Source organism: Rhizobium skierniewicense Ch11 (assembly GCF_023757665.1).
Classification (GTDB): Bacteria; Pseudomonadota; Alphaproteobacteria; order Rhizobiales; family Rhizobiaceae; genus Agrobacterium; species Agrobacterium skierniewicense.
In genome coordinates this window covers 238,314-265,149 of the sequence record NZ_RXPG01000003.1, presented here as the reverse complement: position 1 = coordinate 265,149, position 26,836 = coordinate 238,314, and the positions used below count along the sequence as shown (strand labels likewise).

Below are 26,836 nucleotides of genomic sequence, written 5' to 3'. Positions count from 1 at the left end.
TCTCGCGCGCAATTCATTCCCCATTGGTGCAGCGTCACGCGTTGTCGGAGACACCTATTTTACGAGGGGAACAGATATGGCTGAGGAGCAACCACCTGTCCAAAGACGCGTAGGATTGACAGAGGGCGTCAACAAGCCGGTTTTCATTTGGTCTGCTGCGCTGACTCTGGCATTCGTCATTGCCGGGGTGATCACACCGGAAGGATCCGCTGCCGTCTTCAGTTCGGTGCAGTCCTGGATCGTTACGGAACTTGGCTGGATCTACCTTCTATCCGTCGCCATATTTCTGATCTTCATGCTTTATCTGGGTTTCTCCAGTCATGGTAAAATCAAGCTCGGCCCCAATCATTCCGAGCCGGATTACAGCTATGGCGCATGGTTTTCCATGCTGTTTGCGGCTGGCATGGGCATCGGCCTCGTCTTCTTTGGCGTAGCGGAGCCGGTGAAACATTTCACCGCACCGCCAACTGGCGATCCCGCCACAGTGGAAGCAGCCCGTACCGCCATGGAAATCAGCTATTTCCATTGGGGCTTGCATGCATGGGCGGTCTACGCCGTGATCGGTCTGTCGCTCGCCTACTTCTCGTTCCGCCACGGCCTGCCGCTGACCATGCGCTCAGCGCTTTATCCGCTGATCGGCGACCGTATCTACGGACCGATCGGCAATGCCGTCGACGTATTCGCGGTGATCGGAACACTGTTCGGTGTCGCCACATCTCTTGGCCTCGGCGTTCTCCAAGTCAATGCAGGTTTCAACCACGTTCTGGGCTGGCCGATCAGTTTCTGGATTCAATTGCCATTGATTGTCGTCATTACCGGCATGGCAACCGTCTCCGTCGCAACCGGCCTCGACAAGGGCATCAAGTTTCTGTCCAACATGAACATGCTGATGGCAGTCGCCCTGATGCTGTTCGTCTTCGTCATGGGGCCAACGACGTTCCTGTTGCGCGCTTTCGTACAAAATCTCGGTACCTATCTCGACCAATTCGTACTGCGCACCTTCTACATGTATGCATACGCGCCCGATAAGGGGCCGAGCGACTGGCTGGGTGACTGGACCCTGTTTTACTGGGGCTGGTGGATCGCCTGGTCGCCTTTTGTGGGCATGTTCATTGCCCGTATTTCACGCGGACGCACAATCCGAGAATTCATCGCAGGTGTCCTGCTGGTTCCCACCGGCTTCAGTTTTGCTTGGATGACGGTGTTTGGGGATACGGCGCTTTCCATGCATTTGACCGGAGCCACGACCGCCGTGTCTGACGCGGTCGCAAATGACGTGACGCTGGCTCTTTTCGTCTTCCTCGAGCAGTTTCCGTTCGGCGTTTACGTCTCATGGTTTGCCATGGCGTTGATCGTGTTCTTCTTTGTCACCGGTGCGGATTCCTCAGCCCTCGTCATCGATACGCTCACATCCGGCGGACGCGAGGATGGACCGACGGCAAGACGCGTCTTCTGGGCTATCGTCTCCGGTATCATCGGCGCGATCCTTCTATCGACAGGTGGTCTGGACGCACTTCAAACCGCCTCCATCGCCGGGGCACTTCCTTTCACCTTCGTCATGTTGTTGATGTGCTGGGGCCTTTGGAAGGGGCTGCAAAAAGAAGGCCTGCGCCAGAATGCGTTGGTGCAGAGCCTGCGGCCACGCCAATCGGCAAGCTGGCAACGACAGCTTCAAGGTATTCTCAACCATCCCGACAAGGCGGAGACAGAGCGCTTCTTGAAGGAAACAGCAACCCCAGCTCTGGAAGCCGTAGCACTTGAGCTTGAGAAACGCGCGCTCGTCTCGAAAATGGAGAGCGAGGCCGACAGAGTGAAGCTGATCGTGACGCCGGGAGAAGCCGAGGAGTTCATCTACGGCATTCGAATGCGCCGTTATGAAACGCCTGGCTACAGCTTCTTCGAAAGCCAATCCAGCCGCAAGAAGGCCGAGTACTATTATCGTGCTGAAGTCTTCCTGTCGGATGGCGGGCAGGACTACGACCTGATGGGCTTCACGAAAGAAGAGCTCATTCAGGACGTGCTTTTGCAATATGACAGGCACTTCCAGTATCTTCACGCCATCCGCACCTGACAGCAGGCGCCGACCCAGACACAAAAAAGGCCGCAGTCCAGAAAGGACGGCGGCCTTTTCGTTGAGCTCGAACGCTTACATGTGAATTGGCTTGAAGAAGGTGGCGAGCGCCGCTTCCTTCACCGCTTCCGACATGGTCGGATGTGCGTGGCAGGTGCGTCCGAGATCTTCGGAAGAACCACCAAATTCCATCAGCACGGAGATTTCCTGGATCAACTCGCCAGCACCGAAGCCAAGAATATGGCCCCCGAGAACACGGTCCGTTTCCTTGTCGGCCAGAATTTTGACGAAACCGTCGGTCACCTGCATGGCGCGGGCGCGACCATTGGCAGTAAAGGGAAACTTGCCAACCTTGTAGGCGATACCAGCGGCCTTCAACTCCTCTTCAGTCTTGCCGACGGAAGCGACTTCCGGCTGTGTGTAGACAACACCTGGAATGACGTCGTAATTCACATGACCGCGCTGTCCGGCGAGAATTTCTGCAAGCGCCACACCTTCGTCTTCGGCCTTGTGCGCCAGCATCGGACCCTTGACCACATCACCGATAGCATAGATGCCCTCGACGTTGGTCTTGTAATGGCCGTCTATTTCGACACGGCCACGGCTGTCGAGAACCACACCGGCTTCCGCCAGACCAAGACCTTCTGTGAAAGGCTTTCGGCCTGTCGAAATCAGCACGACGTCGGCATCAAGCGTTTCAGCCGCGCCGCCCTTGACGGGCTCGAACACCACCTTGGCGCCTTCGCCAGACTTTTCGACGGCAGTCACCTTCGCACCAAGTTTGAAGTCGATGCCCTGCTTGGCAAATAGGCGCTGCGCCTGCTTGGACAATTCGCCGTCCATACCAGCGAGAATGTTATCGAGATATTCAACCACCGTGACCTTGGCGCCGAGACGTGACCAGACCGAGCCGAGCTCAAGCCCGATGACACCGCCACCCACGACGATCATCTTTTCAGGAACCTTGGACAAGGCAATACCGCCCGTGGAGGACACGATGACCTGCTCATCGATATCGACCTGAACGCCCGGAATACCGGCAATATCCGAGCCGGTTGCGATGACGATATTCTTGGCTTCGATTTCCTGAACTTCGCCTGCGTCATTCGTCACCGAAACCCTGCCGGCACCAGCGATCTTGCCGAGACCCTGGAACGTGTCGATCTTGTTTTTCTTGAACAGGAAGGCGACGCCGTCGACATTGGCCTTCACCACGCCGTCCTTGTGACCCATCATCTTCTCGAGATTGAGCGTTGGCGCAGCAACCTCAATACCGAGGCTATCCACACCATGGGCAACATGTGCGAAAACTTCCGATGCGTGCAGCAGCGCCTTGGATGGAATGCAGCCGACATTGAGGCACGTACCGCCATAGGTCGCGCGCTTTTCGATGACGGCGACCTTCAGTCCAAGCTGGGCAGCCTTGACTGCGCAAACATATCCGCCGGGGCCGGTACCGATAACAACTACATCATAAGCCATGTGTTCGTTCCTGATAGATTGGAGGCGGCACGGTGGTCCACCCTACTTTCGTTTGACCTGAAAACTCAGGCCGACTTTTCCGTTGCAAGTTTGATACCGAGCGCGATGAAAACCACGCCGCTGGTACGATCGATCCATTGGCTCGCGCGGGCAAAGGCTGCGCGCATACGCGGCGTCGTCATGAACATGCTGACGCCGACGAACCAGAGGATGAGGCAGCTCGCCATGACGAAACCGTAACCGAATTTGATCGGAACCGGCGTGTGCGCATGCACAACCGTCGAGAAAATTGAGAGGAAGAAAAAGACCGGTTTCGGGTTGAGTGCGTTCGCCGCAAAACCGAGTGTGAAGGCTTTAAAGCCCGACTGCCGCTTCTTCTGAATGATCTCAGCGCCACCCACCTCCGGCATTTCCATCTTACCAGCCCGCAAGGCTTTGACACCGATATAAATCAAATAGGCGACGCCGAGCCATTTTACGATGTTGAAGAGATAGATGGACTGCGAAATGATTAGTCCCAAGCCTAGGATCGTATAGGTCACATGGAACATCAAGGACGTGCCTACGCCAAAGCTCGTGATGATCGCTTCACGGCGTCCATGCGTCATGGCCTGACGCATGACCATGGCAAGGTCAGCGCCGGGCGAAACGATCGCGAAGGCAAAAATCGCCATCAGAGATGCGAGTTCGATGAGATACTGGTGCATCGGTCTCTCTCCCGTTAAAACAGCAACACAAAGAGCATGAGCGTGAGCCCGATCATCGAGCCGACCCAAACCAGCGAGCGGACATAGGGGATACCGGCAAGATAAAGCGGAATATAAATGATCCGGCAGACGACCCACAGCCAGGCGCCGATCAGCGCAAGACCAATCGGGTCTCCAGCCATGATGACACCGAATGCGAGAGCGATAAAAGCAGGATAGGTTTCGCGGAAATTTGCGGCTGCACGTTCGGCTCTACCAGCAAGTTTGCCTTGCACTTTTCTGCCGTCATCGCGAGGGCTTGCATTCCAGTCCCGGCCGAACTCCTTCGTCGCCGTCATCGCCTGCAGCATGGTGTGAGCAATCAGCAGGATGACACTCAGTCCGACCAGAGGCAGAAACGGTGAGGCGGCGAGGAAGGTGGGTTGCACAGAATGCTCCTGGGGCAATTTCAGCGGGATTTCGGTTGAAACCCCGCTGATGGAAAAAGCAGGCTCGATCAGAGATCGAGAACCAGGCGTTCTGGATCTTCGAGGCTTTCCTTGACGCGTACGAGGAAGGTCACCGCTTCCTTGCCGTCAACGATGCGGTGATCGTAGGAGAGCGCCAGATACATCATCGGACGGATGACGACCTGACCGCCGATGGCAACGGGACGCTCTTGGATCTTGTGCATGCCGAGAATACCGGACTGCGGAGCATTCAGGATCGGCGAAGACATCAGCGAGCCGTAGACGCCACCATTGGTAATGGTGAAGGTGCCGCCCTGCATGTCTGCCATGGAAAGCGAACCATCACGCGCAGCCTTGGCAAGACGTGCCAGCTCCTTCTCGACTTCGGCAATGGACATCTTGTCGGCATCACGGATGACCGGAACAACGAGACCCTTGTCAGTGCCGACAGCCATGCCGACGTGACAATAGTTTTTGTAGATGATGTCCGTGCCGTCGATTTCTGCGTTAACGGCAGGCAGTTCCTTCAAGGCATGGGTGATGGCCTTGGTGAAGAAGCCCATGAAGCCAAGCTTGACGCCATGCTTCTTCTCAAACACGTCCTTGTATTTGGTGCGAAGGTCCATGACCGCCTTCATGTCCACTTCATTGTAAGTGGTCAGCATGGCGGCAGTGTTCTGCGCATCCTTGAGGCGGCGTGCGATGGTCTGGCGCAGGCGCGTCATCTTCACGCGCTCTTCGCGAACGGCGTCGCCTTCTGCGGAAACCGGGCGTGGTGCGGAAACGGCTGCCGGGGCAGCGGCAGGTGCCGACGTACCCTTGGCAACAGCAGCCAGAACATCACCCTTTAGAACCTGTCCACGCTTGCCAGAACCATCGACCTGATCGGCAGACAGATTGTTTTCAGCGAGAAGCTTACCAGCAGCCGGGGCAGGCGGCATTGTGCTTGGCGCAGGCGCCGAAACAGCTGCGGGTGAAGCAGGGGCAGCCGCAGGCTCGGGAGCCTTTGCAGCCGGTGCGGACGGAGCAGCACCAGCTTCGCCTTCTGCGATCTGGCCGAGAAGGGCATCCAGACCAACCGTTTCACCATTCTGCGCAACGATCTCAGTCAACACGCCCGACTTTGGCGAAGGCACTTCGACTGTCACCTTGTCGGTTTCCAGCTCGACCAGCGGTTCGTCAGCCTTGACGAAGTCGCCAACCTTTTTGAACCATGTTCCGACAGTTGCTTCGCTGACGGACTCGCCGAGGGTTGGTACGCGGATTTCAGTGGCCATGATCTAGTTCCGTTTCATCAAATATCTGATTTGCGAGGGTGCGTGTGGGAGAGTGATCACTCTCCCAGCGCGTCTTCCAGGAATGCTGCGAGCTGGGCGAGGTGCTTGGACATCAGGCCCGTTGCGGGCGATGCAGCGGCCGGACGACCCGTGTAGCGGACCTTCTGGTACTTGGCATCGATATGCGCCAGAACCCATTCCAGGTAAGGATCGATGAACGACCACGCACCCATGTTCTTCGGCTCTTCCTGGCACCAGACCATTTCGGCGTTGCGGAAACGAGACAGCTCGTTGATGAGCGCCTTGGCCGGGAAAGGATAGAGCTGTTCGATACGCAGCAGATAGATATCGTCGATACCACGCTTTTCGCGCTCTTCGAGAAGATCGTAGTAGACCTTGCCAGTGCAAAGCACGACGCGACGGATCTTTGCATCCTTCTGGAGCTTGATCGGACCGTCCTTGATGACCTCTGCGTCGTCCCACAACAGACGGTGGAACGAAGATTCACCGGCGAGTTCCGTCAGCGACGACGTCGCGCGCTTGTGGCGAAGCAGGGACTTCGGCGTCATCAGAATGAGCGGCTTGCGGAAGTCTCGCTTTACCTGGCGGCGCAGAATATGGAAGTAGTTCGATGGCGTCGTGACATTCGCGACCTGCATGTTGTCTTCGGCGCACATCTGCAACCAGCGTTCCAGACGGGCAGACGAGTGTTCGGGACCCTGACCTTCATAGCCGTGCGGCAGGAGGCAGACGAGACCGGACATGCGAAGCCACTTGCGCTCACCGGAGGAGATGAACTGGTCGAAGACCACCTGCGCACCATTGGCGAAGTCACCGAACTGGGCTTCCCAGAGTGTCAGCGCATTCGGGCGCGCCAGCGAGTAACCGTATTCGAAACCAAGTACCGCCTCTTCCGAAAGCATCGAGTTGATGACTTCGTAGCGAGCTTGCGTCGGCGCAAGGTTCGCCAGCGGAATGTAACGCTCTTCGCTCTCCTGATCGTAGAGGACGGAATGACGCTGCGAAAACGTTCCGCGCTCGCAATCCTGACCTGACAAACGGATCTTGTGCCCGTCGACGACCAGCGAGCCGAACGCCATGGCTTCCGCCATCGCCCAATCCAGACCTTCACCGGTCTCGATCATCTGGGCGCGGTTTTCCATAAAACGCTGAATGGTCTTGTGTGCCTTGAAGCCCTCCGGGATGGTCGACAGCTTGCGGCCGATTTCCTTGAGCTGCTTCATTGGCGCGCCGGTTTTGCCACGACGCTGCTCATCGGCATTGTCGGCGGCACGCAGGCCGGACCACTGACCGTCCAGCCAGTCAGCCTTGTTGGGCTTGTAGCTCTGGCCAGCTTCGAATTCCTGCTCCAAATGTGCGCGCCAATCGGCCTTCATCTTTTCGAACTCGCCTTCGGTCAGAAGACCTTCGGAGATCAGACGCTCGGCATAGATGTTGGCGACGGTCTTGTGCGCACGGATGACCTTGTACATCTTCGGCTGCGTGAACGAAGGCTCATCGCCCTCGTTATGGCCGAAGCGCCGGTAGCAGAACATGTCGATGACGACAGGCTTATGGAACTTCATGCGGTATTCGGTCGCGACCTTGGCTGCGTAAACCACAGCTTCGGGATCGTCACCATTGACGTGGAAAATCGGCGCTTCGATCATCTTGGCAACGTCTGACGGATACGGCGAAGACCGCGAGAAGCCGGGGTTCGTCGTAAATCCGATCTGGTTGTTGATGATGACATGCATGGTCCCGGCAACGCGATGGCCGCGCAGACCGGAAAGGCCGAGGATTTCCGCAACCACGCCCTGACCCGCAAAGGCCGCATCGCCGTGCAACAGCAATGGCAGAACCTTGGCGCGTTCGGACAAGGGAATGGTATCGCCGTCCCAAGCCTTGGCAAGCTGGTCCTGCTTGGCGCGGGCCTTGCCCATGACGACAGGGTTGACGATTTCAAGGTGCGACGGATTGGCTGTCAACGACAGGTGAACCTTGTTGCCATCGAACTCGCGGTCCGAGGATGCACCAAGGTGATACTTCACGTCGCCAGAACCTTCGACGTCGTCAGGCTTGAACGAACCGCCCTTGAACTCGTGGAAAACGGCGCGATGCGGCTTGCCCATAACATTGGTCAGAACGTTCAGACGGCCACGGTGTGCCATGCCGAGAACGACTTCTTCTAGGCCTTCCTGTCCGCCACGCTTGATGATCTGTTCCAGCGCCGGAATGAGCGATTCGCTACCATCCAGACCGAATCGCTTGGTGCCCTTGAAACGAACGTCGAGGAACTGTTCGTAGCCTTCGCCTTCGATCAACTTGGAGAGGATCGCCCTCTTGCCTTCGGCGGTGAACGCGACGCCCTTGTCCGGGCCTTCGATGCGTTCCTGGATCCAGCCCTTTTCTTCGGGGCTCGACATGTGCATGAACTCAACACCAAGCGTCGAGCAATAGGTGCGCTCAAGAATCTCGATCATCTCGCGGACGGAGGCGTATTCGAGACCCAGCACATTATCGATGAAAATCTTGCGATCATAATCGCTTTCCTCGAAGCCATAGGACTTCGGCGACAATTCATCATAGTCCTCGACGGCGCTCGCGATACCGAGAGGGTCGAGCTTGGCATGCAGATGACCACGCATCCGGTAGGCGCGGATCATCATGATGGCGCGCACGCTGTCGCGCGTCGCACGAAGAACCTCTGCCTCGCTGACGGTCTTGCCGGTCTCGGCACCCTTGGCTTCGGCCTTGGCCTGAACCTTCTTTTCGATGGCTTTTTCGACGGTGGCCCAATTGCCGTCCAGCGCTGAAATCAGATCGCCGTTGGCAGCGATCGGCCAGTTGGAGCGCTTCCAGGAAGCACCCTTGGCCGCTGCTTTCACGTCATCGAGATTGTCGGAAAGCCCCTTGAAGAAGCTCTGCCATTCGGGAGATACGGAAGACGGATCCTCCTCGTACCGGGCGTAGAGCTGCTCGATATAGGCTGCATTCGCGCCGTCTAGAAACGACGTGATCTGAAACTGCTCGTTGGCTTCTTGCCTTGCCATGGTGTTTTCGCGGACGTATTCGTCCGCCTCCTCAATCCCGTTGATGACCGTCGCCGGTCTGCCGCTTTGGTTTTCGATGCGAAAGCACCAACCGTTCTTCTTGCGGCTTCGGGCAGGCTGCCGTTTCCGACCCCTGCCCGCCGCCAGATCTGTTTCAGTCTCAGCCCTTGAGGACTTCGACCAGCGTCTTGCCAAGGCGCGCTGGGGAAGGCGAAACCTTGATACCAGCCGCTTCCATGGCCGAAATCTTGGATTCCGCATCACCCTTGCCGCCGGAAACCACTGCACCGGCATGACCCATCGTGCGGCCCTTCGGCGCCGTACGTCCCGCGATGAAGCCAGCCATTGGCTTCTTACGGCCCTTCTTGGCTTCGTCGATCAGGAACTGCGCTGCTTCTTCTTCCGCAGCACCGCCGATTTCACCGATCATGATGATCGATTGTGTCGCTTCGTCGGCGAGGAACATTTCCAGGATGTCGATGAACTCGGTACCCTTGACTGGGTCGCCACCGATGCCGACAGCCGTGGTCTGGCCGAGGCCTTCGTTGGATGTCTGGAACACAGCTTCGTAGGTCAGCGTGCCCGAGCGGGAAACGATACCAACTGAACCCTTGCGGAAGATCGAGCCCGGCATGATGCCGATCTTGCACTCTTCCGGTGTCATGATGCCTGGGCAGTTCGGGCCAAGCAGACGTGAGTTGGAGCGGTCGAGGCGAGCCTTGACGCGAACCATGTCCATGACAGGGATGCCTTCGGTGATGCAGGTGATGAACGGAATTTCCGCTTCGATGGCTTCGATGATGGCATCGGCAGCACCTGCTGGCGGCACATAGATCACCGATGCGTCAGCGCCGGTCTTTTCCTTGGCTTCTGCAACCGTTGCATAGATCGGCAGGCTTTCACCCTTGGAGCCGGTCCATGTTTCGCCACCCTTCTTGGGGTGAATACCGCCGACCATCTGCGTGCCGTAGTAAGCAAGCGCCTGTTCGGTATGGAAGGTGCCGGTCTTGCCGGTCAGACCCTGAACGAGGATCTTGGTGTCTTTGTTTACAAGAATAGACATTATTTCAAGTCCCTCAATTAGCCGTTGATCGCCGCAACGATCTTCTTCGCTGCATCGTCCAGGTCGTCAGCAGCCGTAATCGCAAGACCCGACTCGTTCAGAAGCTTCTTGCCCAGCTCAACATTGGTGCCTTCGAGACGCACGACGAGAGGAACCTCGAGGCCAACTTCCTTCACCGCAGCGATAACGCCTTCTGCGATAACGTCGCACTTCATGATGCCACCGAAGATATTGACCAGAATGCCTTCGACCTTTGGGTCAGCCGTGATGATCTTGAACGCAGCCGCAACCTTCTCCTTGCCAGCGCCACCGCCGACGTCGCAGAAGTTTGCAGGCTCCTTGCCATACAGCTTGATGATGTCCATCGTTGCCATGGCAAGGCCAGCGCCGTTAACCATGCAGCCGATGTTGCCATCGAGCGCCACGTAAGCGAGATCCCACTTGGAGGCTTCGATTTCCTTGGCATCTTCTTCGGTTTCGTCGCGCAGCAGCTTCACGTCGTCGTGACGGAAAATCGCATTGCCGTCGAAGGACATCTTGGCATCAAGAACGCGCAGGTGGCCGTCTGTCATGACGATCAGTGGGTTGACTTCGAGAAGAGCCATGTCCTTTTCGACAAAGGCTTTGTAAAGCGCAGGGAAGAGGGCCTTCGCGTCTTCTGCGGCAGCCGACGACAGTTCGAGAGCTTTGGAAATGGCTTCGATGTTTGCAGCCGTTACACCTGCTTCAGGTTCGATCGCAATTGTGTGGATTTTCTCTGGCGTGTCATGCGCAACAGCCTCGATGTCCATGCCGCCTTCCGTGGAAACCACAAAAGCAACCTGACCGACAGAGCGATCGACGAGCAGCGAGCAATAGAGTTCGCGGTCGATGTCAGCGCCATCTTCGATGTAAAGGCGGTTGACCTGCTTGCCGGCATCGCCCGTCTGAGCGGTAACCAGCGTGTTGCCGAGCATGTCCTTGGCGTGGGAAACGACTTCCTCGATGGACTTGGCCAGTCGAACACCACCCTTGGCGTCAGGGCCGAGTTCCTTGAACTTGCCCTTGCCGCGACCACCAGCGTGGATTTGGCTCTTGACGACATAAAGAGGGCCAGGAAGCTGCTTTGCAGCGGCTTCGGCTTCTTCGACCTTAAGGATAGCAACCCCTTCGGCCACCGGTGCGCCATAACCCTTGAGAAGAGCTTTGGCCTGATATTCATGAATATTCATGGATTAATCCCTGTTTGAAGCCGTGAGGCTATTACTTCAGCGACGGAGCAATATTGATGCAGGCTTCGCACAGACCCGCAACCGCGCCGACGGACTTCTGGAAAGCAGCTTCCTCGTCCTTGTTGAGTTCAATTTCGATGATGCGTTCGATGCCGCCCGCACCGATGATCGTGGGCACGCCGACATACATGTCGTTGACGCCGTACTGACCCGAAAGGTAGGCCGCAGCAGGCAGAACGCGCTTCTTGTCCTTGAGGTAGGATTCAGCCATTTCGATCGCCGATGCAGCAGGCGCGTAATAGGCAGAGCCGGTCTTCAGCAGACCAACGATTTCCGCGCCGCCATCGCGGGTGCGCTGAACGATTTCTTCAAGACGCTCGGCTGTCAGCCAGCCCATCTTGACGAGGTCGGTCAACGGAATGCCACCAACTGTAGAGTAACGCGCCAACGGCACCATCGTGTCACCGTGACCACCCAGGACGAATGCTGTCACATCCTGAACGGAAACGTTGAACTCTTCAGACAGGAACAGGCGGAAGCGCGCGCTGTCGAGAACGCCAGCCATGCCAACAACCTTGTTCTTCGGCAGGCCGGAGAACTTCTGGAGCGCCCAGACCATGGCGTCGAGCGGGTTGGTGATGCAGATCACGAAAGCATTGGGGGCATACTTCTTGATGCCTGCGCCGACCTGCTCCATGACCTTTAGGTTGATGCCGAGAAGATCGTCGCGGCTCATGCCGGGCTTGCGGGCAACACCGGCAGTGACGATGCAAACATCCGCGCCTTCGATGGCTGCATAATCGGAAGCCCCGGTCAGCTTGGCATTGAAACCTTCGACCGGGCCGGACTGGGCAATATCCAGACCCTTGCCCTGGGGAATGCCATCAGCAATATCGAAGAGGACGATATCGCCCAGTTCCTTCAGGCTGGCCAGATGCGCCAGCGTGCCGCCGATCATGCCAGAACCAATAAGTGCAATCTTTTTGCGAGACATCGAATGCTTCCTCTTGAGCTTCAATTTAATTTCGCCGCGAACATAAGGCGGCTTTAAATTGTCGCACTCGACTTAGCTTTATTGGAAAAAAATGGCAACAACTAGTTTTGAAGCAAGCATTTTCAATCGGTTAGATCAATAAATACTTACGTAAACGTAAGACATTAAGTTACAAAAGTGTCACGCGACATCGCGTTTTTCGTTGTGCAAGGCGAGATAGTCAGCGCTTCGCATCTCAAACAGGCGGGATGCCGTTCGATCAAATTCGAAACCCTCAGTCCCCTTCCGCTGAACAAGAAGGTCTTCTGGCATGGCTGCAGCGGAGGCGACGACTCTGATCGTGCGATCGTAAAAGGCATCGATCAGAATAATGAAACGCTTCGTTTCGTTGCGCTTGTCGGCGTCAAGCAGAGGAATATGATCGATGAAAACAGTGTCGAACCTATCGGCGATCGCAAGAAAATCAGCGGCACCGAGCGGCTTTTCGCACAGATCGGCGAACGAAAAACGTGCGACGCGTCCAGCTGCCTTCGGAACGACGACGGAGCGTCCCTTGACAGCAATATTGGTCGGCGCACTGACATGACCTTCGGTTAATTGCTGCCAGGCCCTATCCATAGCCTTGTCGGAAGCCTCGCCAAGTGGCGTGACATAGACAGGCAGGCTCCTGATTTTCTCCATCCGATAGTCGGTCGGGCTATTCAGCGTGACGACCTGAACATGCTGCTGTAGCAAATCGACGAAGGGCAAAAACAGACTGCGGTTGAGACCGTCCTTGTAAAGATTGCCCGGCAAAACATTCGAAGTCGTCACCAGAACGCAGCCATTGGCGAAGAGTTCGGTGAACAGCCGCGCGAGGATCATCGCATCGGCGATATCGGTAACCGAGAATTCATCGAAGCAGAGCAGCTCGGCCTCTGCCAGCAATTGTGCTGCAACCGGGGGGATCGGATCCGCCTGCTTTGTTTCACCACTTTTGAGCTTCTGGCGGTGTGCGTGGACGCGATTGTGCACGTCGGCCATGAATTCGTGAAAATGGCAGCGGCGTTTCTTTTCGATGGGCGCGAGCTGAAAGAACATGTCCATCAGCATCGTCTTTCCCCGTCCCACACTGCCCTCGACGTAGAGACCTTTGACAGACGAACCATCACCGGCTTTCTTCGCAAACAACCAGCCCAGCGCACTCTTTTTCTTGGCGGGTTTGCGGATCTTGAGCTCGGTCAGAACACGATCAAGCTGCGATGCGACGGCCATCTGCGCGGCATCTGCTTTCAACTCGCCAGATGCGGTCAGTGCGTTGAGCTGTTCAACGACACTGTGATTATAATCTGGTAACGGCTTCATACACGCGCCTCGAACGCGAGCACCGTCAAACGATGCCCGCGCAAAAACATTATCGGCTGAGGCTCAGCGGCTGACCGCTATTGGTCGTACCATCATAACGCGTGTCGCCAGTCTTGTAGACCCGACCGATCGTGTCGCCAGCGCGATTCTTGAACTGAACCATCTTGTTAGAGACTTCCCATGAGCCCATGGACGACAGCTCTCCAGCGCAACCACGGGTACCGCCGCGCGATCCGCTGCCCAGGTTGGTCAGGGTCAGGAACATGTCGCAGCTAGCGCCGCCATTGGACACGCGCCAGTTGCCGACCATAGCTTCCTTGGTGACGTCCATCGCAGCAGCAGGGGGAGCAGAGGCTACATTGGTGCCGGCGGGTGCCCCGTTGGCAGGCGCATTGGGAAACTGCGAAGAGCCGCCGGGAGGTGGCAAAGCGCCGGACTGCACGGACGGCACGGGCTGCGCCTGAAGCGGCGGCGTATAACCGGGATTGCCATTGGGGCTGCTGTTATTGTTGTAATCGAAGGAGGTACGCTGGCAACCGGAAAGGCTCATCACGACCACCAGACCCGTCACCACATATCTGAACTGCATTTCAAGCTCCCGATTCTCTGCTTCGGCTAGACCATGTCTACACAAAACGGCTGAATTATTACCAAAGCGTTGCCTTAAGCAAGCCGCTACCGCGATAATTGCAAGTTCAGTCGATTTTTATAGACCTATCCAGCCTCGTTATCATGAAACAGGCCACGATGGGGATCGCGGCCTGTTTGTTGTCTTCTATTATCCACCGCGCTTAAACGCGACGCTCGACCATCATCTTCTTGATCTCGGCAATCGCCTTGGCAGGGTTCAAGCCCTTCGGGCACGCCTGCGCGCAGTTCATGATCGTGTGGCAGCGATACAGACGGAACGGATCTTCGAGGTCATCAAGACGCTCGCCTGTCGCTTCATCACGGCTGTCGATCAGCCAGCGATAGGCCTGCAGCAGAACAGCCGGACCGAGATAACGGTCACCGTTCCACCAGTAGCTGGGACAGGAAGCGGAACAGCAGGCGCACAGGATGCACTCGTACAAACCATCGAGCTTCTGGCGATCGTCATGGCTTTGCTTCCACTCTTTGGCAGGCGTCGGTGATACCGTCTTCAGCCAAGGTTCGATGGAGCGGTGCTGGGCGTAGAAGTTCGATAGGTCGGGAACGAGGTCCTTTACGACCGGCATATGCGGCAGAGGATAGACCTTCACCGTGCCGGTGATTTCTTCCATGCCCTTGGTGCAGGCCAGCGTATTCGTACCATCGATGTTCATCGCGCAAGAACCGCAAATGCCCTCGCGACAGGAACGGCGAAGCGTCAGCGTCGGATCGACATTGTTCTTGATGTAGAGAAGCGCATCGAGAACCATCGGGCCGCAATCATCGACATCGATGTAATAGGTATCGATGCGCGGATTCTGGCCGTCATCAGGGTTCCAGCGGTAAACCCGGTATTCGCGAACATTCTTCGCGCCTGCCGGCTTCGGCCAGACCTTGCCTTCGGTCATCTGAGAGTTTTTTGGGAGAGCAAGTTCAACCATGTCCAGTTCCTCTCAATCAGTAGACGCGAGCTTTAGGCGCGATCTTCTGAAGATCAATGCCTTCGGCAATCAGTTCCGTGTGAACCGGACGGTAATCAAGCTTCACGTCGCCCTGCTCGTTGACCCAAGCCAATGTGTGCTTGCGCCAATTGACGTCATCGCGACCGCCAAACGGGCCTTCCACGAAGTCTTCACGCGCATGACTGCCACGGCTTTCCTTGCGGGCTTCCGCACCGTAGACGGTGGTGATCGCGTTGGCCATGAGGTTTTCAAGTTCCAACGTTTCAACGAGATCGGAATTCCAGACCATAGAACGGTCGGTGACCTTGATATCCGGCAGTTCCTTCCAGATGGCAGAAAGGCGCTGACAGCCGCTTTCCAACGATTCCTGCGTACGAAACACCGCAGCATCGTCCTGCATGGCGCGCTGCATCTTGTCACGCAACACGGCGGTCGGCGTTCCGCCATTGGCGTTGCGCAGACGGTCGAAGCGATCCATGATCTTGTCGCAAGCAGCGACATTGAGCGCGGGAACAGCGCTCGCGCGATCAATGACTTCGGCCGCACGAATGGCAGCGGCACGGCCAAAGACCACGAGGTCGATCAGTGAATTGGAACCGAGGCGGTTTGCCCCGTGAACCGAGGCGCAACCAGCTTCGCCCACAGCCATCAGGCCTGGAATGATCCGCTCAGGGTTTTCACTATCGGCATTCAGCACTTCACCCCAATAGTTGGTCGGAATGCCGCCCATATTGTAGTGAACCGTCGGCAGAACGGGGATAGGCTCGCGTGTCACGTCCACGCCTGCGAAAATCTTGGCGCTTTCGGAAATGCCCGGAAGGCGCTCATGCAGGATGGCCGGATCGAGGTGATCCAAGTGAAGGAAGATGTGATCCTTGTTCTTGCCGACGCCACGACCTTCGCGGATTTCCATTGTCATGCAACGCGAGACGACGTCACGCGAGGCCAGATCCTTGGCGGATGGCGCATAACGCTCCATGAAGCGCTCGCCTTCGGAGTTGACGAGATAACCGCCCTCACCGCGCGCGCCTTCGGTGATGAGACAGCCCGCGCCGTAAATGCCCGTCGGGTGGAATTGAACGAATTCCATGTCCTGAAGCGGGAGACCGGCGCGCGCAATCATGCCACCGCCGTCGCCCGTGCAGGTGTGCGCGGATGTGGCCGAGAAATAGGCGCGGCCATAACCGCCGGTTGCCAGAACCACCATTTTCGCCGTGAAGCGGTGGATGGTGCCGTCATCGAGGTTCCAGGCTACGACGCCTGTGCAATGGCTTCCGTCATCCGACATGATGAGATCAAGCGCGAAATATTCGATGAAGAATTCGGCATTATGGCGCAAGGACTGACCATACAGCGTGTGCAAAATGGCATGGCCGGTACGGTCGGCAGCGGCGCAGGTGCGCTGCACCGGTGGGCCTTCACCGTAGTTCTGCATGTGGCCGCCGAACGGGCGCTGGTAGATCTTGCCTTCGGCGTTACGCGAGAACGGCACGCCGTAATGCTCCAGCTCGTAGACCGCCTTTGGCGCTTCCATGGCAAGATACTGCATGGCGTCCACGTCGCCGAGCCAGTCGGAGCCCTTGACGGTATCGTACAGGTGCCATTGCCAGCTGTCCGGCGTCATGTTGTTGAGCGATGCGGCAATACCGCCCTGTGCTGCAACCGTGTGCGAACGGGTTGGAAAGACCTTGGTGATGCACGCGGTCTTGAAGCCCTGTTCGGCCATGCCGAGCGTCGCGCGAAGACCCGCGCCACCTGCGCCCACAACGATCACGTCATAGGAGTGATCAACGTAAGTATAGGCCTTGCCGTTCTGAGAAGGTGAACTGTTGGGTGCCATGACGGATTATCCTGCGAATGCGATTTTCAGAACGGCGAAAAGACAGAGACCAGCCATAATCACCGCGAAGAACGTGTTGAGCATCAAAAGGACCAGCTTGGGCACTTCCGCATGCACATAGTCTTCGATGATGACCTGCATGCCCAGCTTCATGTGGATGATGCCAGAGACGACGACAAGCGCCATAATCACCGCAACGAGCGGGTTCGAAAGAGCCCCGGCAACCTCTTCGTACGGCGCACCGCCATACATGACCAGGAAAACCACAAAGAAAATCAGAAGCGGAACGTTTGCGACTGCCGTGACGCGCTGGCGCCAGAAGTGCTCCGTGCCTTCCCGGGCAGATCCCAGGCCGCGAACCTTATTGAGAGGTGTACGCATATCCATGGTAATATCTCCTCAGCGCACGATCAGGGCGACAACCCAGATCAGCGCGGTCAGACAGATCGAAACCACGAAGGATGCCTTGGCGATTTTCGTGGTGAAATGTTTATCGAAGCCATGACCCAGATCCCACATGAAGTGGCGGAGGCCGCCAAGCATATGGTGAACGAGCGCCCACGTGTAGCCGATCAGAATGAGTTTACCGATAATGGAGTTCATGGCCCACTGGACCCAGCTATAGGCATCCACGCCGGACGCTGTCGCGATCAACCACCACGCAACCAACACTGTGCCGAAATACAGCGCCGCACCAGTAATTCGGTGCACGATCGATGCGAGCATCGTCGGGATGAGCTTGTAGACTTGAAGATGCGGCGACAATGGCCGATTGCTTGTCGTATTCGCCATATAAACCTCACGGCGTTCCGCGCCCAGAAAGCGGGCGCCCCAAACAACGCACATGACGGAGAAATGTGCATTGCACCAACCGCGACCTTTAATAGCACGAGGTCATGACCACAAGCACAATTGCCAGCGCAAACGAATTTAATCGATTGGGGTTTGAAGAATCATTGTAATTTGTTGGATCAAAAATAAATTCCTGAGCGTTTCCAAGCTGAGGCGTCAAAAATATTTTACGTAAACGTCAAAATAATCGCTGTCGATCACGTGATAAATCCGGAGAACTTTGCTCATGTTAATGACCCGAATCGTTGCGGTTTTCATCACGGTGACAGCCGCAATCATATTGGCTTCTCACGCAAATGCGATGGATGATCGCAAGTATAAAAACCGACACGATCATCATCGGCAACAGGATCGTTCATATTATGGTGGCGATGGGCTACCATCTTATATCCGTGGCATCGGCACCTATGCAGGCGGCGTTTCAGCCATCCGTGCGCCGCGCAACGGGATCTACTTTGCCGCGGAAGGGACCGACAGAATTGCGACGGACACGATACAGAGCCCCGACAGACCCCGCATCATTCACGTCAACAGAAAGACGGTAGGTGCTGAATGCTCATACGAAGCGGGCGTTTGTGTCATCCGCCCCTGAAAGGTTTCTGCGCTAGACGAATGTCCAGACCGTGGTTTTCTTCACGTCGCTATCTTCCAGAACCCGCGTGACAGGCACTTGGTAGATGGCGCGCGGCTCCAAAAGGTCTTGCGGTAAATAGGCACGACCGGGATCACCGATCAGAACCGTGACCCCGTTTCGTGTTATGGCCGAAAGCCAAGGCGTTAGAACGGCGGCAAAGGCGCTATCATAAAAGACGTCACCTGCCAGCAGCAGATCTGCGTTGATGGCTTTGCCGACGATGTCGTCGCTCATGAAATCGATATCAACATTGTTTTCTGCAGCGTTGAGAGCGATGGCCGTCTTTGCCCAAGGGTCGATATCGACAGCAGTCACGCTTGCCGCACCCGCGAGCGCAGCGCAGATCGCCACAAGACCTGAACCGCTGGCAAAATCGACGACGCTCTTGCCCGCCACTGTCTCGGGATGGTCGAGAATATAACGCGCCAACCCCTGACCACCCGCCCAGGCAAAAGCCCAGAATGGCGGCGGCAGGCCGATCTCCTGCAATTCGTCTTCCGTCTTCAACCAGAGCTCATGCGCTTCACTTGCCAGATGCAGGCGAATTTCCGGCACGTGCGGCGGCGACATGACGGCCGTATTGCTCTGGATGAAGGCGTAAGGATCGGTTTTCAATCCTTTCAGTCCGCAGAGCGAGGAGGCTTGTCGAGCTTGCCCATCCGGCAAACTTCCAGATACTCCTCCAGCAACACAGGCTGTACGGAAAGACGCATGGACGTGACGAGCGACATCTCGGCAAGCTTGGGATTGGCCTTCACGTCTTTCAGTGTCACGGGTACGGGCATATCGCATACGGCCTTGATGTGCACGCAGTCCCAGCGCGCATCACCGTCCGCAGTTGTGTCGGGACGCGACAATTCACAGACCTCGACGATACCGACGACTTCCAGCCCCTCGTTGGAGTGGTAGAAGAAGCCCTTGTCGCCAATTTTCATGGCACGCATATTGTTGCGCGCTTGGTAATTGCGCACCCCACCCCACTCTTCACCAGCGTCACCTTTGGCCTTTTGCTGGTCCCAGGACCATGTGGATGGCTCGGACTTGAAAAGCCAGTAATTCGCCATGGCTCTCACGCTCCCGGATTGTTGAAGACCCAGTTATAGGGCTTCACGTCGACACTTTCGAACAGACCGGCCTTGGCATAAGGATCGGCATCCGCCAGCGCCTTTGCCGCATCAATATCGGCTGCCTCTACGATCACAAGGCTACCATTCGGCTTGCCGTCCGCATCCAGAAACGGGCCTGCCATTTTCAGCGTACCTTCCGCGTTCAGCTTGTTGAGGTGCTCCAGATGCACAGGACGTGTTTCCATGCGCACATGCAGATGGTCTGGCTTGTCTTTGCAAATGAAAGCAAACAGCATTTTCGTCTCCTCTTGAGTGCCCTACTCGGTGGTTATGGGCCTTGTCATCAGTTGTTGAATGGCGGTCTTGATGTCCAGCTTGCCGTCGATGATCGCCGCAACCGCATCTGTAATCGGCATTTCGATACCGAGGCCATCGGCAAGACGTGACGCGACGGAGGCGGCATAGGCGCCCTCCACCAAGCCGCCGTGGAAGGTGGCGGGGTCACCGCCCTCACCCAGCAAAATGCCGAAACGCAGGTTGCGCGACTGGTGGCTGGTCGCCGTCAGCACCAGATCTCCAAGGCCGGAAAGGCCACGAACGGTATCCGCCTTCCCTCCCATGGCGGCGGCGAGACGTGACATTTCCGCCAGCCCGCGTGAAATCAGGGCCGCGCGTGCTGAATCACCAAGGCCAGCGCCTTCAACGATGCCGCCGGCAATAGCCAGAACGTTTTTCAACGCACCGCCCAGTTGCACGCCGATACGATCCGTCGAAGCGTAAAGCCGGAATGTACGGCCGGAAATCGTCTGCGCAAGTCGCTCGGCAACGCGAAGATCGCTTGCAGCAACCGCCATGGCCGTTGGCAACCCCTTGGCGATATCGGCTGCGAAGCCAGGACCGGATAAGATCCCGACCGGATGATGCGGAAGCTCCTGTTCCAGCACATCCGTCAACAATTTTCCGGATGAACGGTCGAGACCCTTGGCGCAGGTCAAGATAACGGTGTCCTTAGACAAATAAGGACCGTAATGCCGTGCCGCATCCGCATGCGCCTGCGATGGCATGGCGAAGAGAACGATATCAGCATCGTTAAGAGCGTCGGGTTCAGCCGAGTATTTCAATGAATCCGGCAAGGAAATGCCGGGTAGCGCTGCCTCGTGAACGCCATAGGCGGACAGATCCGCCATCAAACCGGCGTCCCTGCCAAGCAGCGTCACATCGTGGCGATCTTCAAGCGCCACCACGACGGCGATGGCCGTACCAAATGCACCTGAGCCAATGACGACGATCTTCTCACGCTCCGTCATGCCTTTGCGCCTCGCTTGCCAAAGCCGATCAACGTCTGCGCCTGTGCATCCAATGGCCAGCGTGAACGGGGCTGAACATCGAGACTGTCCGGCTCCATGCCTTGCGCCAAGCGCTCCAACCCCGCCCAGGCAATCATCGCAGCATTGTCGGTGCATAGCTGCAAGGGCGGCGCGATGAACCGAAACCGATGCTTCTCGCACAAGTCTTGAAGCGTGCGACGTATCTCCTGATTTGCGGCGACACCACCGGCCACGACCAGCGACGGACCGCCGTCAACCGATGGAAACTCCTCCAGAAAACGTTGAAGTCCTCGGCCGATACGGTCTTTCAAAGTCCGGGATACGGCTTTTTGGAAAGACGCGCAGATATCGGCAATGTCCTGATCAGACAGCGGTACAATGGCTGTTGCCGCCTGTCGAACTGCGGTCTTGAGGCCGGAAAACGAAAAATCGAGCCGCGCTTCACCCGCCATCGGCCGAGGCAACACGAAACGGTCCGCATTGCCGGTTGCCGCTGCTTTTTCCACCGCAGGCCCGCCGGGATAGGGCAGACCCAAGAGCTTTGCGGTCTTGTCGAAAGCCTCGCCCAACGCATCGTCGATGGTCGTGCCCCAGCGCTCATATTGCCCGACACCACGCACGAGGATGAGCTGGGTATGCCCGCCGGAGACGAGCAGCATCAGATAAGGGAAGGACAGACCATCCGTCAGCCGCGCCGTCAGCGCATGACCTTCGAGATGATTGATGGCGTAAAGCGGTTTGCCCGTTGCCTTGGCGATGGCCTTTCCGGTCATCAGACCGACGATCAGTCCCCCGATCAAACCGGGACCGGAGGTCGCGGCGACAGCATCGATATCGGCAAGCGTCACACCGGCACCGGCCAGTGCTTCTTCGATCAGGGTATCGAGCGCTTCCACGTGGGCACGCGCAGCAATTTCCGGCACCACTCCGCCATAGGCACTGTGTTCTTCCAGCTGCGACAAAACGACGTCGGAGACAATTTCGCCGCGCCCACCGGCATGCCGAACCACCACGGATGCAGCGGTTTCGTCGCAGCTTGTCTCAATACCGAGGATACGAAGAAAGGGGGTCATCAGCCGGTTCGTTGATTGCGGTGTTTCAGAAACTTGGGTACGAACACCTCCGGTAACAATGGATAGAAGCGGATGCAAACAAAACCTTTCCGAATCGGCACGCGTGGCAGCCCCCTGGCGCTGGCGCAAGCCTTCGAGACGCGGGATCGCCTCGTCGCGGCGCATGGCCTGGTGCCGGAGATGTTCGAAATCGTGCCGATTATGACGAAGGGTGACCGCATCGCTGATCGTGCTTTGTCTGAGGTCGGCGGCAAAGGACTGTTTACGGAGGAGCTTGAAACGAAGCTTCTTTCCGGGGAGCTGGATTTTGCAGTGCACTCCTCAAAGGATATGGCGACGAAACTGCCCGATGGCTTGCATCTGTCCGCATTCCTACCCCGCGAGGACGTGCGTGATGCGTTCATCGGCCGCGCCGCTCCGAAACTCACAGAGTTGCCGCATGGCGCAACGGTCGGTTCCGCTTCGTTGCGCCGACAAGCCCTCATCCGCCGGGTGCGGCCCGACCTCAACCTCATTCTCTTTCGCGGTGCCGTTGCAACGCGCCTGCGCAAGCTTGACGAGGGAATGGCGCACGCGACCTTACTTGCCTTTGCAGGTCTCAAACGCTTGAACATGGATGACATACCGACACAGCTGCTGGAAACGAAAGATTTCCTCCCCGCACCGGCACAAGGTGCCATCGGCATCGAAAGTCGGATTGGCGATAGCCGCATCGACGATCTCCTCGCTGCCGTCAACCACCGCCCCACCTACGACGCCGTTTCCTGCGAGCGCGCATTTCTGTCTGTCCTGGATGGTTCATGCCGGACACCGATTGCCGGTTACGCCCATTGCGATGGCGATGACCTGCACTTCTCAGGTCTTATTTTAACACCGGATGGTCAAACAGAGCATAGTGTCGAGATCTCCGGAAAAAGGCTCCAGGCTTTGGAACTGGGCATAAAAGCCGGTGAACACGTCCGCGCTGCTGCTGGACCCGGCTTCTTCGAAAGCTGGACCTGACCATGCGCGTCGTCGTTACACGCCCGGAAGCATCGGGGCTGAAGACGGCACAGCTTTTGCGCGAGATCGGCCATGAACCTGTCCTGCTGCCGCTGACAAGTCCCACCCATGATGCAACGGCGGCCATTGCTGCCTTGGCAAACACACCAGCATCCTTGGCAGTGACGAGCGCAGAGGCGGTTCGCGCGCTCTTGGGCTCAGGCGCAGATCTGGCTGCCAGCCTGCACAGACCCATATTTGTCGTTGGACATGCGTCTGCAAAGGCGGCACGCGATGCCGGCTTTCGGAAGATTATCGCTGGCGAAAGCGATGGATCAGCCCTGGCGCAACTCATCGCCGATACGGACGTCTCTCATCGCGGCACAGTCCTTTATCTGGCAGGCACCCCGAGGGATCAAGGCTTCGAGCGCGCACTTGGTGAACTCAAAGTGCCTTTTGAAACCGTCGAAATCTATCGGATGCAGCCAGTTCAGTGGCAAAGCCACAACCTGAAAAAGCGTATTGCGGATATCCCAATCGATGCCGTCCTGTTTTATTCGAGCGAGGCGGTGCGGATATTTTTTGCGCTGATGGAGCGTGAAGAATATCTCGGTCAATTGCGTGATTGCAGGATGGTCTGCATCAGCAGCAAGGTGCTCTCCCAGATTCCAGCAGCATTTCAAAACGCGGCATTTGCCAGCCCTGCACCGAGTGAGTCCCGGATGTTTGATCTTCTTGATCGAAAAGCGGGAACCTAATTCCCTCCCGCCCCTTTCCTTTGCCGTTATCACTGACTAGGTTTAGGCATATTCAGGCAGAATGAGGTTGTCATGGTATCGGGAAAACCGCCACGCCACTCCAAGTCCACCACTGAACCGGTCACAATCGATCTCGATTCGAAGGACGTGAAGGATATCGGCAAAGACAAGGACGCGGGGGCCATAGAGGCCAAACCGGCAAAAGAGCCGGAGGCAGCTGTACCCTCTGAGAAGACATCAGCATTCGGCGCTGAAAGCTCTGACCCGAAACCGATATGGGACAACCAGGTCAAGAAGCCGATCGAGCCGGAGCCCAATATTCACAAGGCTGGAGATGTAAAGGCGGATCAAACGGCAAAACCCGCAGCGGCAGGCACGACAACCGTTCCGCCTTTCAAGAGCGAACCACTGAAATCCGACAAAACGACGACGCAGCCGCGACAACCGGAAGCCTCTAAGCCAGCGACGGATAGCAAAACCTTTGCGGCATCCCCGTCAAACGTCAAAAGCAGCGATAATGGTAGCGGCAGTTCCGGCGCGCTATTGGCGGGCATCGTTGGTGGCCTGATCGCGCTGTTTGCTGCGGGCAGCATGCAATATGCAGGTTACCTGCCTTCGTTTTCGTCCAGCAATGGCTCGTCTGACGAACTGGCATCCCTCAAGACCGAAGTTGAAAGCCTGCGCCAGCAAATCGCAAATGGGCCACAAGCGACAGCCGACACATCCGCACTCGAAACACGCTTGGCTGCTCTGGAGAGCTCGACAGCATCCGGCGGTGGTGATGTCACTGACAAGCTGGCCTCACTCGAATCAACCCTATCGACCCTACAGTCTGAAAAAGCCGCGCAGGATGCGGCCAATGCCGACCTGACCCGCCGCTTGAGTGACGTGGAAACCAAGATCAATGAGCCACGCGACGACATCGAGGTTGCGCGTGCCATTGCATCTGCCGGTTTGAAGGCCGCCATTGACCGCGGCGGGCCGTTTTTGACTGAGTTGGATACCCTGTCGCGTGTCACGCCCGACGATCCGGCGATCCAGTCGCTGCGACCTTTTGCCAATACAGGCGTCCCCTCGCGCTCCGAGCTGACGCGCAATTTTCCAGAGATCGCCAATGCCATGCTCGGTTCGCTCAACCAGACCGATCCCAACCAGGGCATCGTCGATCGGTTGGCGGAAAGCGCACTGTCGCTCGTCAAGGTCAGGCCTGTGGGCAATGTCGAAGGTGAAGGTGCAGAGGCCAAGATCGCCCGTATCGAGGACAAGCTTCGCAATGGCGACCTGAAGGGCGCCTCCCTTGAATGGGATGGCCTGCCTGAGCCTGCCAAGACGGCGTCACAGGATTTCAAGACCTCACTCGACGCCCGCGTACAGGTCGAGGATTTGGTGAACGGCACGCTCACCCGCGCCATCAGCAGCACCGGTCAGCAGGGGTAAGACATGACAAAGATTATCAGTTTCATCGTCATCGTTCTTCTCATCGGCTTCGGGTTCTCTTGGCTTGCGGACCGGCCAGGTATCCTATCGATTGTATGGCAGGGCCAATTGATCGAGATGAGTCTCATGGTGGCTGCCTCTCTTGTGGCAGCCCTCGTCGCTGCCGTCATGATTGTCTGGTGGCTGTTCAACACCATCTGGAGTTCCCCGCACGCCGCACGCCGCTATTTCCGCTCCCGAAAGCGCGATAGAGGCTATCAGGCGCTCTCGACTGGCTTGATCGCAGCAGGTGCTGGCAATGCTATTCTCGCCCGGAAGATGACCGCGCGAACGCAGGGACTTTTGAATGCCGATCAAGAACCCTTGATCCACCTGCTGGAGGCGCAAGCCGACCTGATTGAAGGCAAATATGATGCCGCCCGTCGCAAGTTCGAAGCGATGGCCAAGGACCCCGAAACGCGCGAGCTCGGCCTTCGTGGTCTTTACATGGAAGCCAGACGCCAAGGCGCGAACGAGGCGGCACTGGAATATGCAGAGGATGCCGCAAAGAATGCGCCCTACCTGCCATGGGCGGCGCAGGCGACCCTGGAGAGCAAATCCAGAAGCGGCGAATGGGACGATGCTATCCGCCTGCTTGATCAACAAAAAGCGGCAAGCGTGTTAGAGCGTGGCGAAGCCGAGCGCCTGAAAGCGGTTCTGCTGACCGCAAAAGCGCAAGAGAAATTCGAGAGCGACCCAAAGGCCGCGCGCGAAGATGCCAAGCAGGCGCTGAAGCTGTCAAAGGGGCTGGTGCCTGCAGCTCTGGTTGCTGCCAAATCCTATCTGCGCGAAGACAATCTGCGCAAGGCGGCCGCAGTACTCGAGCCCGTCTGGAAGATTGCGCCGCATCCGCAGATCGCCCAGCTTTACATCAGAGCGCGCAGCGGCGACACCGCCATTGACCGCCTCAAACGAGCAGAGCGGCTCGAAAGTCTGAAGCCCAACAATGTTGAAGCCCTTGTTGCCATTGCTCAGGCATCTCTCGATGCTCAAGATTTCGCACGTGCGCGGAGCAAAGCACAAGCTGCCGCGCGCATCGAGCCGCGCGAAAGCACATATCTGTTACTCGCTGATATCGAAGAAGCAGAAACAGGTGATCAGGGCCGCATTCGCCACTGGATGGCCCAGGCACTGCGCGCACCGAGAGATCATGCCTGGGTGGCCGACGGTATAGTCTCCGAAAAGTGGCTGCCTGCTTCTCCGGTTACCGGTCGCCTGGATGCGTTCGAATGGAAAATGCCATTCGGCCAGATCGAGGGGCCCGTCGAGGATGTCAGCGTCGATAACGCGCTGTCGTCCCTACCCGATGTTGCAAAGCCCGAAATTCGCGAAAAAATTATCGAAATACCTGTACCAGCCAAGGTATCAGAGCCTGTGCTGCAACCTGACACACCCGTCGTAATCGCTGAGAAACCAGCAGCGCCAAAACCATTGGCCACCAGCTCGACCGACGACAAAAAGCTTGAAAAACAGATGGAGCCGGTGGCCTTTTTCGGCGGAGCCCCGGACGATCCGGGCGTAAAGAAGCCCGCTGGCGATCCGGATGAAAAAACGCGACTGAAACTGTTTTAACGAACCCAAAGG

The 26,836-nt window shown here is 57.2% G+C and carries 25 protein-coding genes; 6 read left to right on the top strand and 19 right to left on the bottom strand.

Annotated features, from left to right (window positions below; genetic code table 11):
• The first annotated feature begins 76 nt into the window (after nt 1–76).
• The gene (locus EKM04_RS02870) at nt 77–2,071 is read left to right on the top strand and encodes a BCCT family transporter (protein WP_183896259.1); all 1,995 of its coding nucleotides are present in this window, start codon (nt 77–79) and stop codon (nt 2,069–2,071) included.
• Nucleotides 2,072–2,146: 75 nt separating this feature from the next.
• Here EKM04_RS02870 and lpdA read toward each other — a convergent pair whose 3' ends face one another.
• From lpdA to sdhC, 14 genes are all read right to left on the bottom strand, one after another.
• Entirely contained in the window at nt 2,147–3,553 is a 1,407-nt protein-coding gene (lpdA, locus tag EKM04_RS02865; protein WP_183896260.1) for a dihydrolipoyl dehydrogenase, read from the bottom strand.
• Between the two features lie 65 nt (nt 3,554–3,618).
• Nucleotides 3,619–4,260: a LysE family translocator gene (locus EKM04_RS02860; protein WP_183896262.1), complete on the bottom strand. Its 642-nt coding sequence runs from the start codon at nt 4,258–4,260 to the stop codon at nt 3,619–3,621.
• A 14-nt stretch (nt 4,261–4,274) separates the two neighbouring features.
• Nucleotides 4,275–4,688: an MAPEG family protein gene (locus tag EKM04_RS02855; RefSeq protein WP_174154237.1), complete on the bottom strand. Its 414-nt coding sequence runs from the start codon at nt 4,686–4,688 to the stop codon at nt 4,275–4,277.
• Between the two features lie 68 nt (nt 4,689–4,756).
• Entirely contained in the window at nt 4,757–5,986 is a 1,230-nt protein-coding gene (gene odhB / locus EKM04_RS02850) for a 2-oxoglutarate dehydrogenase complex dihydrolipoyllysine-residue succinyltransferase (protein WP_183896264.1), read from the bottom strand.
• A 56-nt stretch (nt 5,987–6,042) separates the two neighbouring features.
• Nucleotides 6,043–9,039 (bottom strand): 2-oxoglutarate dehydrogenase E1 component, encoded by a 2,997-nt coding sequence (locus EKM04_RS02845; RefSeq protein WP_183896266.1) that lies wholly within the window; start codon nt 9,037–9,039, stop codon nt 6,043–6,045.
• Nucleotides 9,040–9,199: 160 nt separating this feature from the next.
• Nucleotides 9,200–10,102: a succinate--CoA ligase subunit alpha gene (sucD, locus tag EKM04_RS02840; protein ID WP_174154240.1), complete on the bottom strand. Its 903-nt coding sequence runs from the start codon at nt 10,100–10,102 to the stop codon at nt 9,200–9,202.
• A gap of 17 nt (nt 10,103–10,119) precedes the next feature.
• Nucleotides 10,120–11,313 (bottom strand): ADP-forming succinate--CoA ligase subunit beta, encoded by a 1,194-nt coding sequence (gene sucC / locus EKM04_RS02835; protein ID WP_183896268.1) that lies wholly within the window; start codon nt 11,311–11,313, stop codon nt 10,120–10,122.
• Nucleotides 11,314–11,344: 31 nt separating this feature from the next.
• Entirely contained in the window at nt 11,345–12,307 is a 963-nt protein-coding gene (gene mdh, locus EKM04_RS02830) for a malate dehydrogenase (RefSeq protein ID WP_042620056.1), read from the bottom strand.
• Nucleotides 12,308–12,487: 180 nt separating this feature from the next.
• Entirely contained in the window at nt 12,488–13,651 is a 1,164-nt protein-coding gene (gene zapE / locus EKM04_RS02825) for a cell division protein ZapE (protein WP_183896270.1), read from the bottom strand.
• A gap of 49 nt (nt 13,652–13,700) precedes the next feature.
• Nucleotides 13,701–14,240 carry a protease inhibitor Inh/omp19 family protein gene (locus tag EKM04_RS02820; protein WP_183896272.1) on the bottom strand — a complete coding sequence of 180 codons (540 nt, stop codon included), beginning with the start codon at nt 14,238–14,240 and terminating at the stop codon, nt 13,701–13,703.
• Nucleotides 14,241–14,442: 202 nt separating this feature from the next.
• Nucleotides 14,443–15,222, bottom strand: coding sequence for a succinate dehydrogenase iron-sulfur subunit (locus EKM04_RS02815; protein WP_174154244.1), 780 nt, complete (start codon nt 15,220–15,222; stop codon nt 14,443–14,445).
• Nucleotides 15,223–15,238: 16 nt separating this feature from the next.
• A complete protein-coding gene (sdhA, locus tag EKM04_RS02810; RefSeq protein ID WP_183896274.1) occupies nt 15,239–17,083 on the bottom strand; it encodes a succinate dehydrogenase flavoprotein subunit in 1,845 nt (614 codons plus the stop codon).
• Nucleotides 17,084–17,089: 6 nt separating this feature from the next.
• Nucleotides 17,090–17,470 carry a succinate dehydrogenase, hydrophobic membrane anchor protein gene (sdhD, locus tag EKM04_RS02805; RefSeq protein WP_174154246.1) on the bottom strand — a complete coding sequence of 127 codons (381 nt, stop codon included), beginning with the start codon at nt 17,468–17,470 and terminating at the stop codon, nt 17,090–17,092.
• A gap of 12 nt (nt 17,471–17,482) precedes the next feature.
• Nucleotides 17,483–17,875: a succinate dehydrogenase, cytochrome b556 subunit gene (sdhC, locus tag EKM04_RS02800; protein ID WP_174154247.1), complete on the bottom strand. Its 393-nt coding sequence runs from the start codon at nt 17,873–17,875 to the stop codon at nt 17,483–17,485.
• Nucleotides 17,876–18,161: 286 nt separating this feature from the next.
• Here sdhC and EKM04_RS02795 point away from each other — a divergent pair, with 286 nt between their 5' ends.
• Nucleotides 18,162–18,527, top strand: coding sequence for a hypothetical protein (locus tag EKM04_RS02795; protein WP_183896276.1), 366 nt, complete (start codon nt 18,162–18,164; stop codon nt 18,525–18,527).
• Between the two features lie 12 nt (nt 18,528–18,539).
• Here EKM04_RS02795 and EKM04_RS02790 read toward each other — a convergent pair whose 3' ends face one another.
• From EKM04_RS02790 to tsaD, 5 genes are read right to left on the bottom strand one after another with little or no spacing between them, the layout of a single operon-like run.
• Complete coding sequence (locus tag EKM04_RS02790) at nt 18,540–19,184, bottom strand: class I SAM-dependent methyltransferase (protein ID WP_183896278.1); 645 nt, start codon at nt 19,182–19,184, stop codon at nt 18,540–18,542.
• A 5-nt stretch (nt 19,185–19,189) separates the two neighbouring features.
• Entirely contained in the window at nt 19,190–19,633 is a 444-nt protein-coding gene (locus tag EKM04_RS02785; protein WP_183896280.1) for an EVE domain-containing protein, read from the bottom strand.
• Nucleotides 19,634–19,638: 5 nt separating this feature from the next.
• Nucleotides 19,639–19,932, bottom strand: coding sequence for a YciI-like protein (locus EKM04_RS02780; RefSeq protein WP_183896282.1), 294 nt, complete (start codon nt 19,930–19,932; stop codon nt 19,639–19,641).
• A gap of 21 nt (nt 19,933–19,953) precedes the next feature.
• On the bottom strand, nt 19,954–20,943 hold the full coding sequence (locus tag EKM04_RS02775; protein ID WP_183896284.1) for an NAD(P)H-dependent glycerol-3-phosphate dehydrogenase: 990 nt from the start codon (nt 20,941–20,943) through the stop codon (nt 19,954–19,956).
• The gene (tsaD, locus tag EKM04_RS02770) at nt 20,940–22,037 is read right to left on the bottom strand and encodes a tRNA (adenosine(37)-N6)-threonylcarbamoyltransferase complex transferase subunit TsaD (RefSeq protein ID WP_183896286.1); all 1,098 of its coding nucleotides are present in this window, start codon (nt 22,035–22,037) and stop codon (nt 20,940–20,942) included. The genes EKM04_RS02775 and tsaD overlap by 4 nt, the downstream gene beginning before the upstream one ends.
• Before the next feature lie 72 nt (nt 22,038–22,109).
• Between tsaD and hemC the strand changes: the two genes are divergently transcribed.
• The 4 genes from hemC to EKM04_RS02750 all read left to right on the top strand — a co-directional run bounded on the left by hemC (nt 22,110) and on the right by EKM04_RS02750 (nt 26,824).
• Entirely contained in the window at nt 22,110–23,039 is a 930-nt protein-coding gene (gene hemC, locus EKM04_RS02765; protein WP_183896288.1) for a hydroxymethylbilane synthase, read from the top strand.
• Nucleotides 23,040–23,041: 2 nt separating this feature from the next.
• The gene (locus tag EKM04_RS02760) at nt 23,042–23,776 is read left to right on the top strand and encodes a uroporphyrinogen-III synthase (RefSeq protein ID WP_183896290.1); all 735 of its coding nucleotides are present in this window, start codon (nt 23,042–23,044) and stop codon (nt 23,774–23,776) included.
• 72 nt (nt 23,777–23,848) lie between these two features.
• A complete protein-coding gene (locus EKM04_RS02755; RefSeq protein WP_183896292.1) occupies nt 23,849–25,213 on the top strand; it encodes a COG4223 family protein in 1,365 nt (454 codons plus the stop codon).
• Nucleotides 25,214–25,216: 3 nt separating this feature from the next.
• Entirely contained in the window at nt 25,217–26,824 is a 1,608-nt protein-coding gene (locus EKM04_RS02750; protein WP_183896294.1) for a heme biosynthesis protein HemY, read from the top strand.
• Nucleotides 26,825–26,836: the final 12 nt, after the last annotated feature.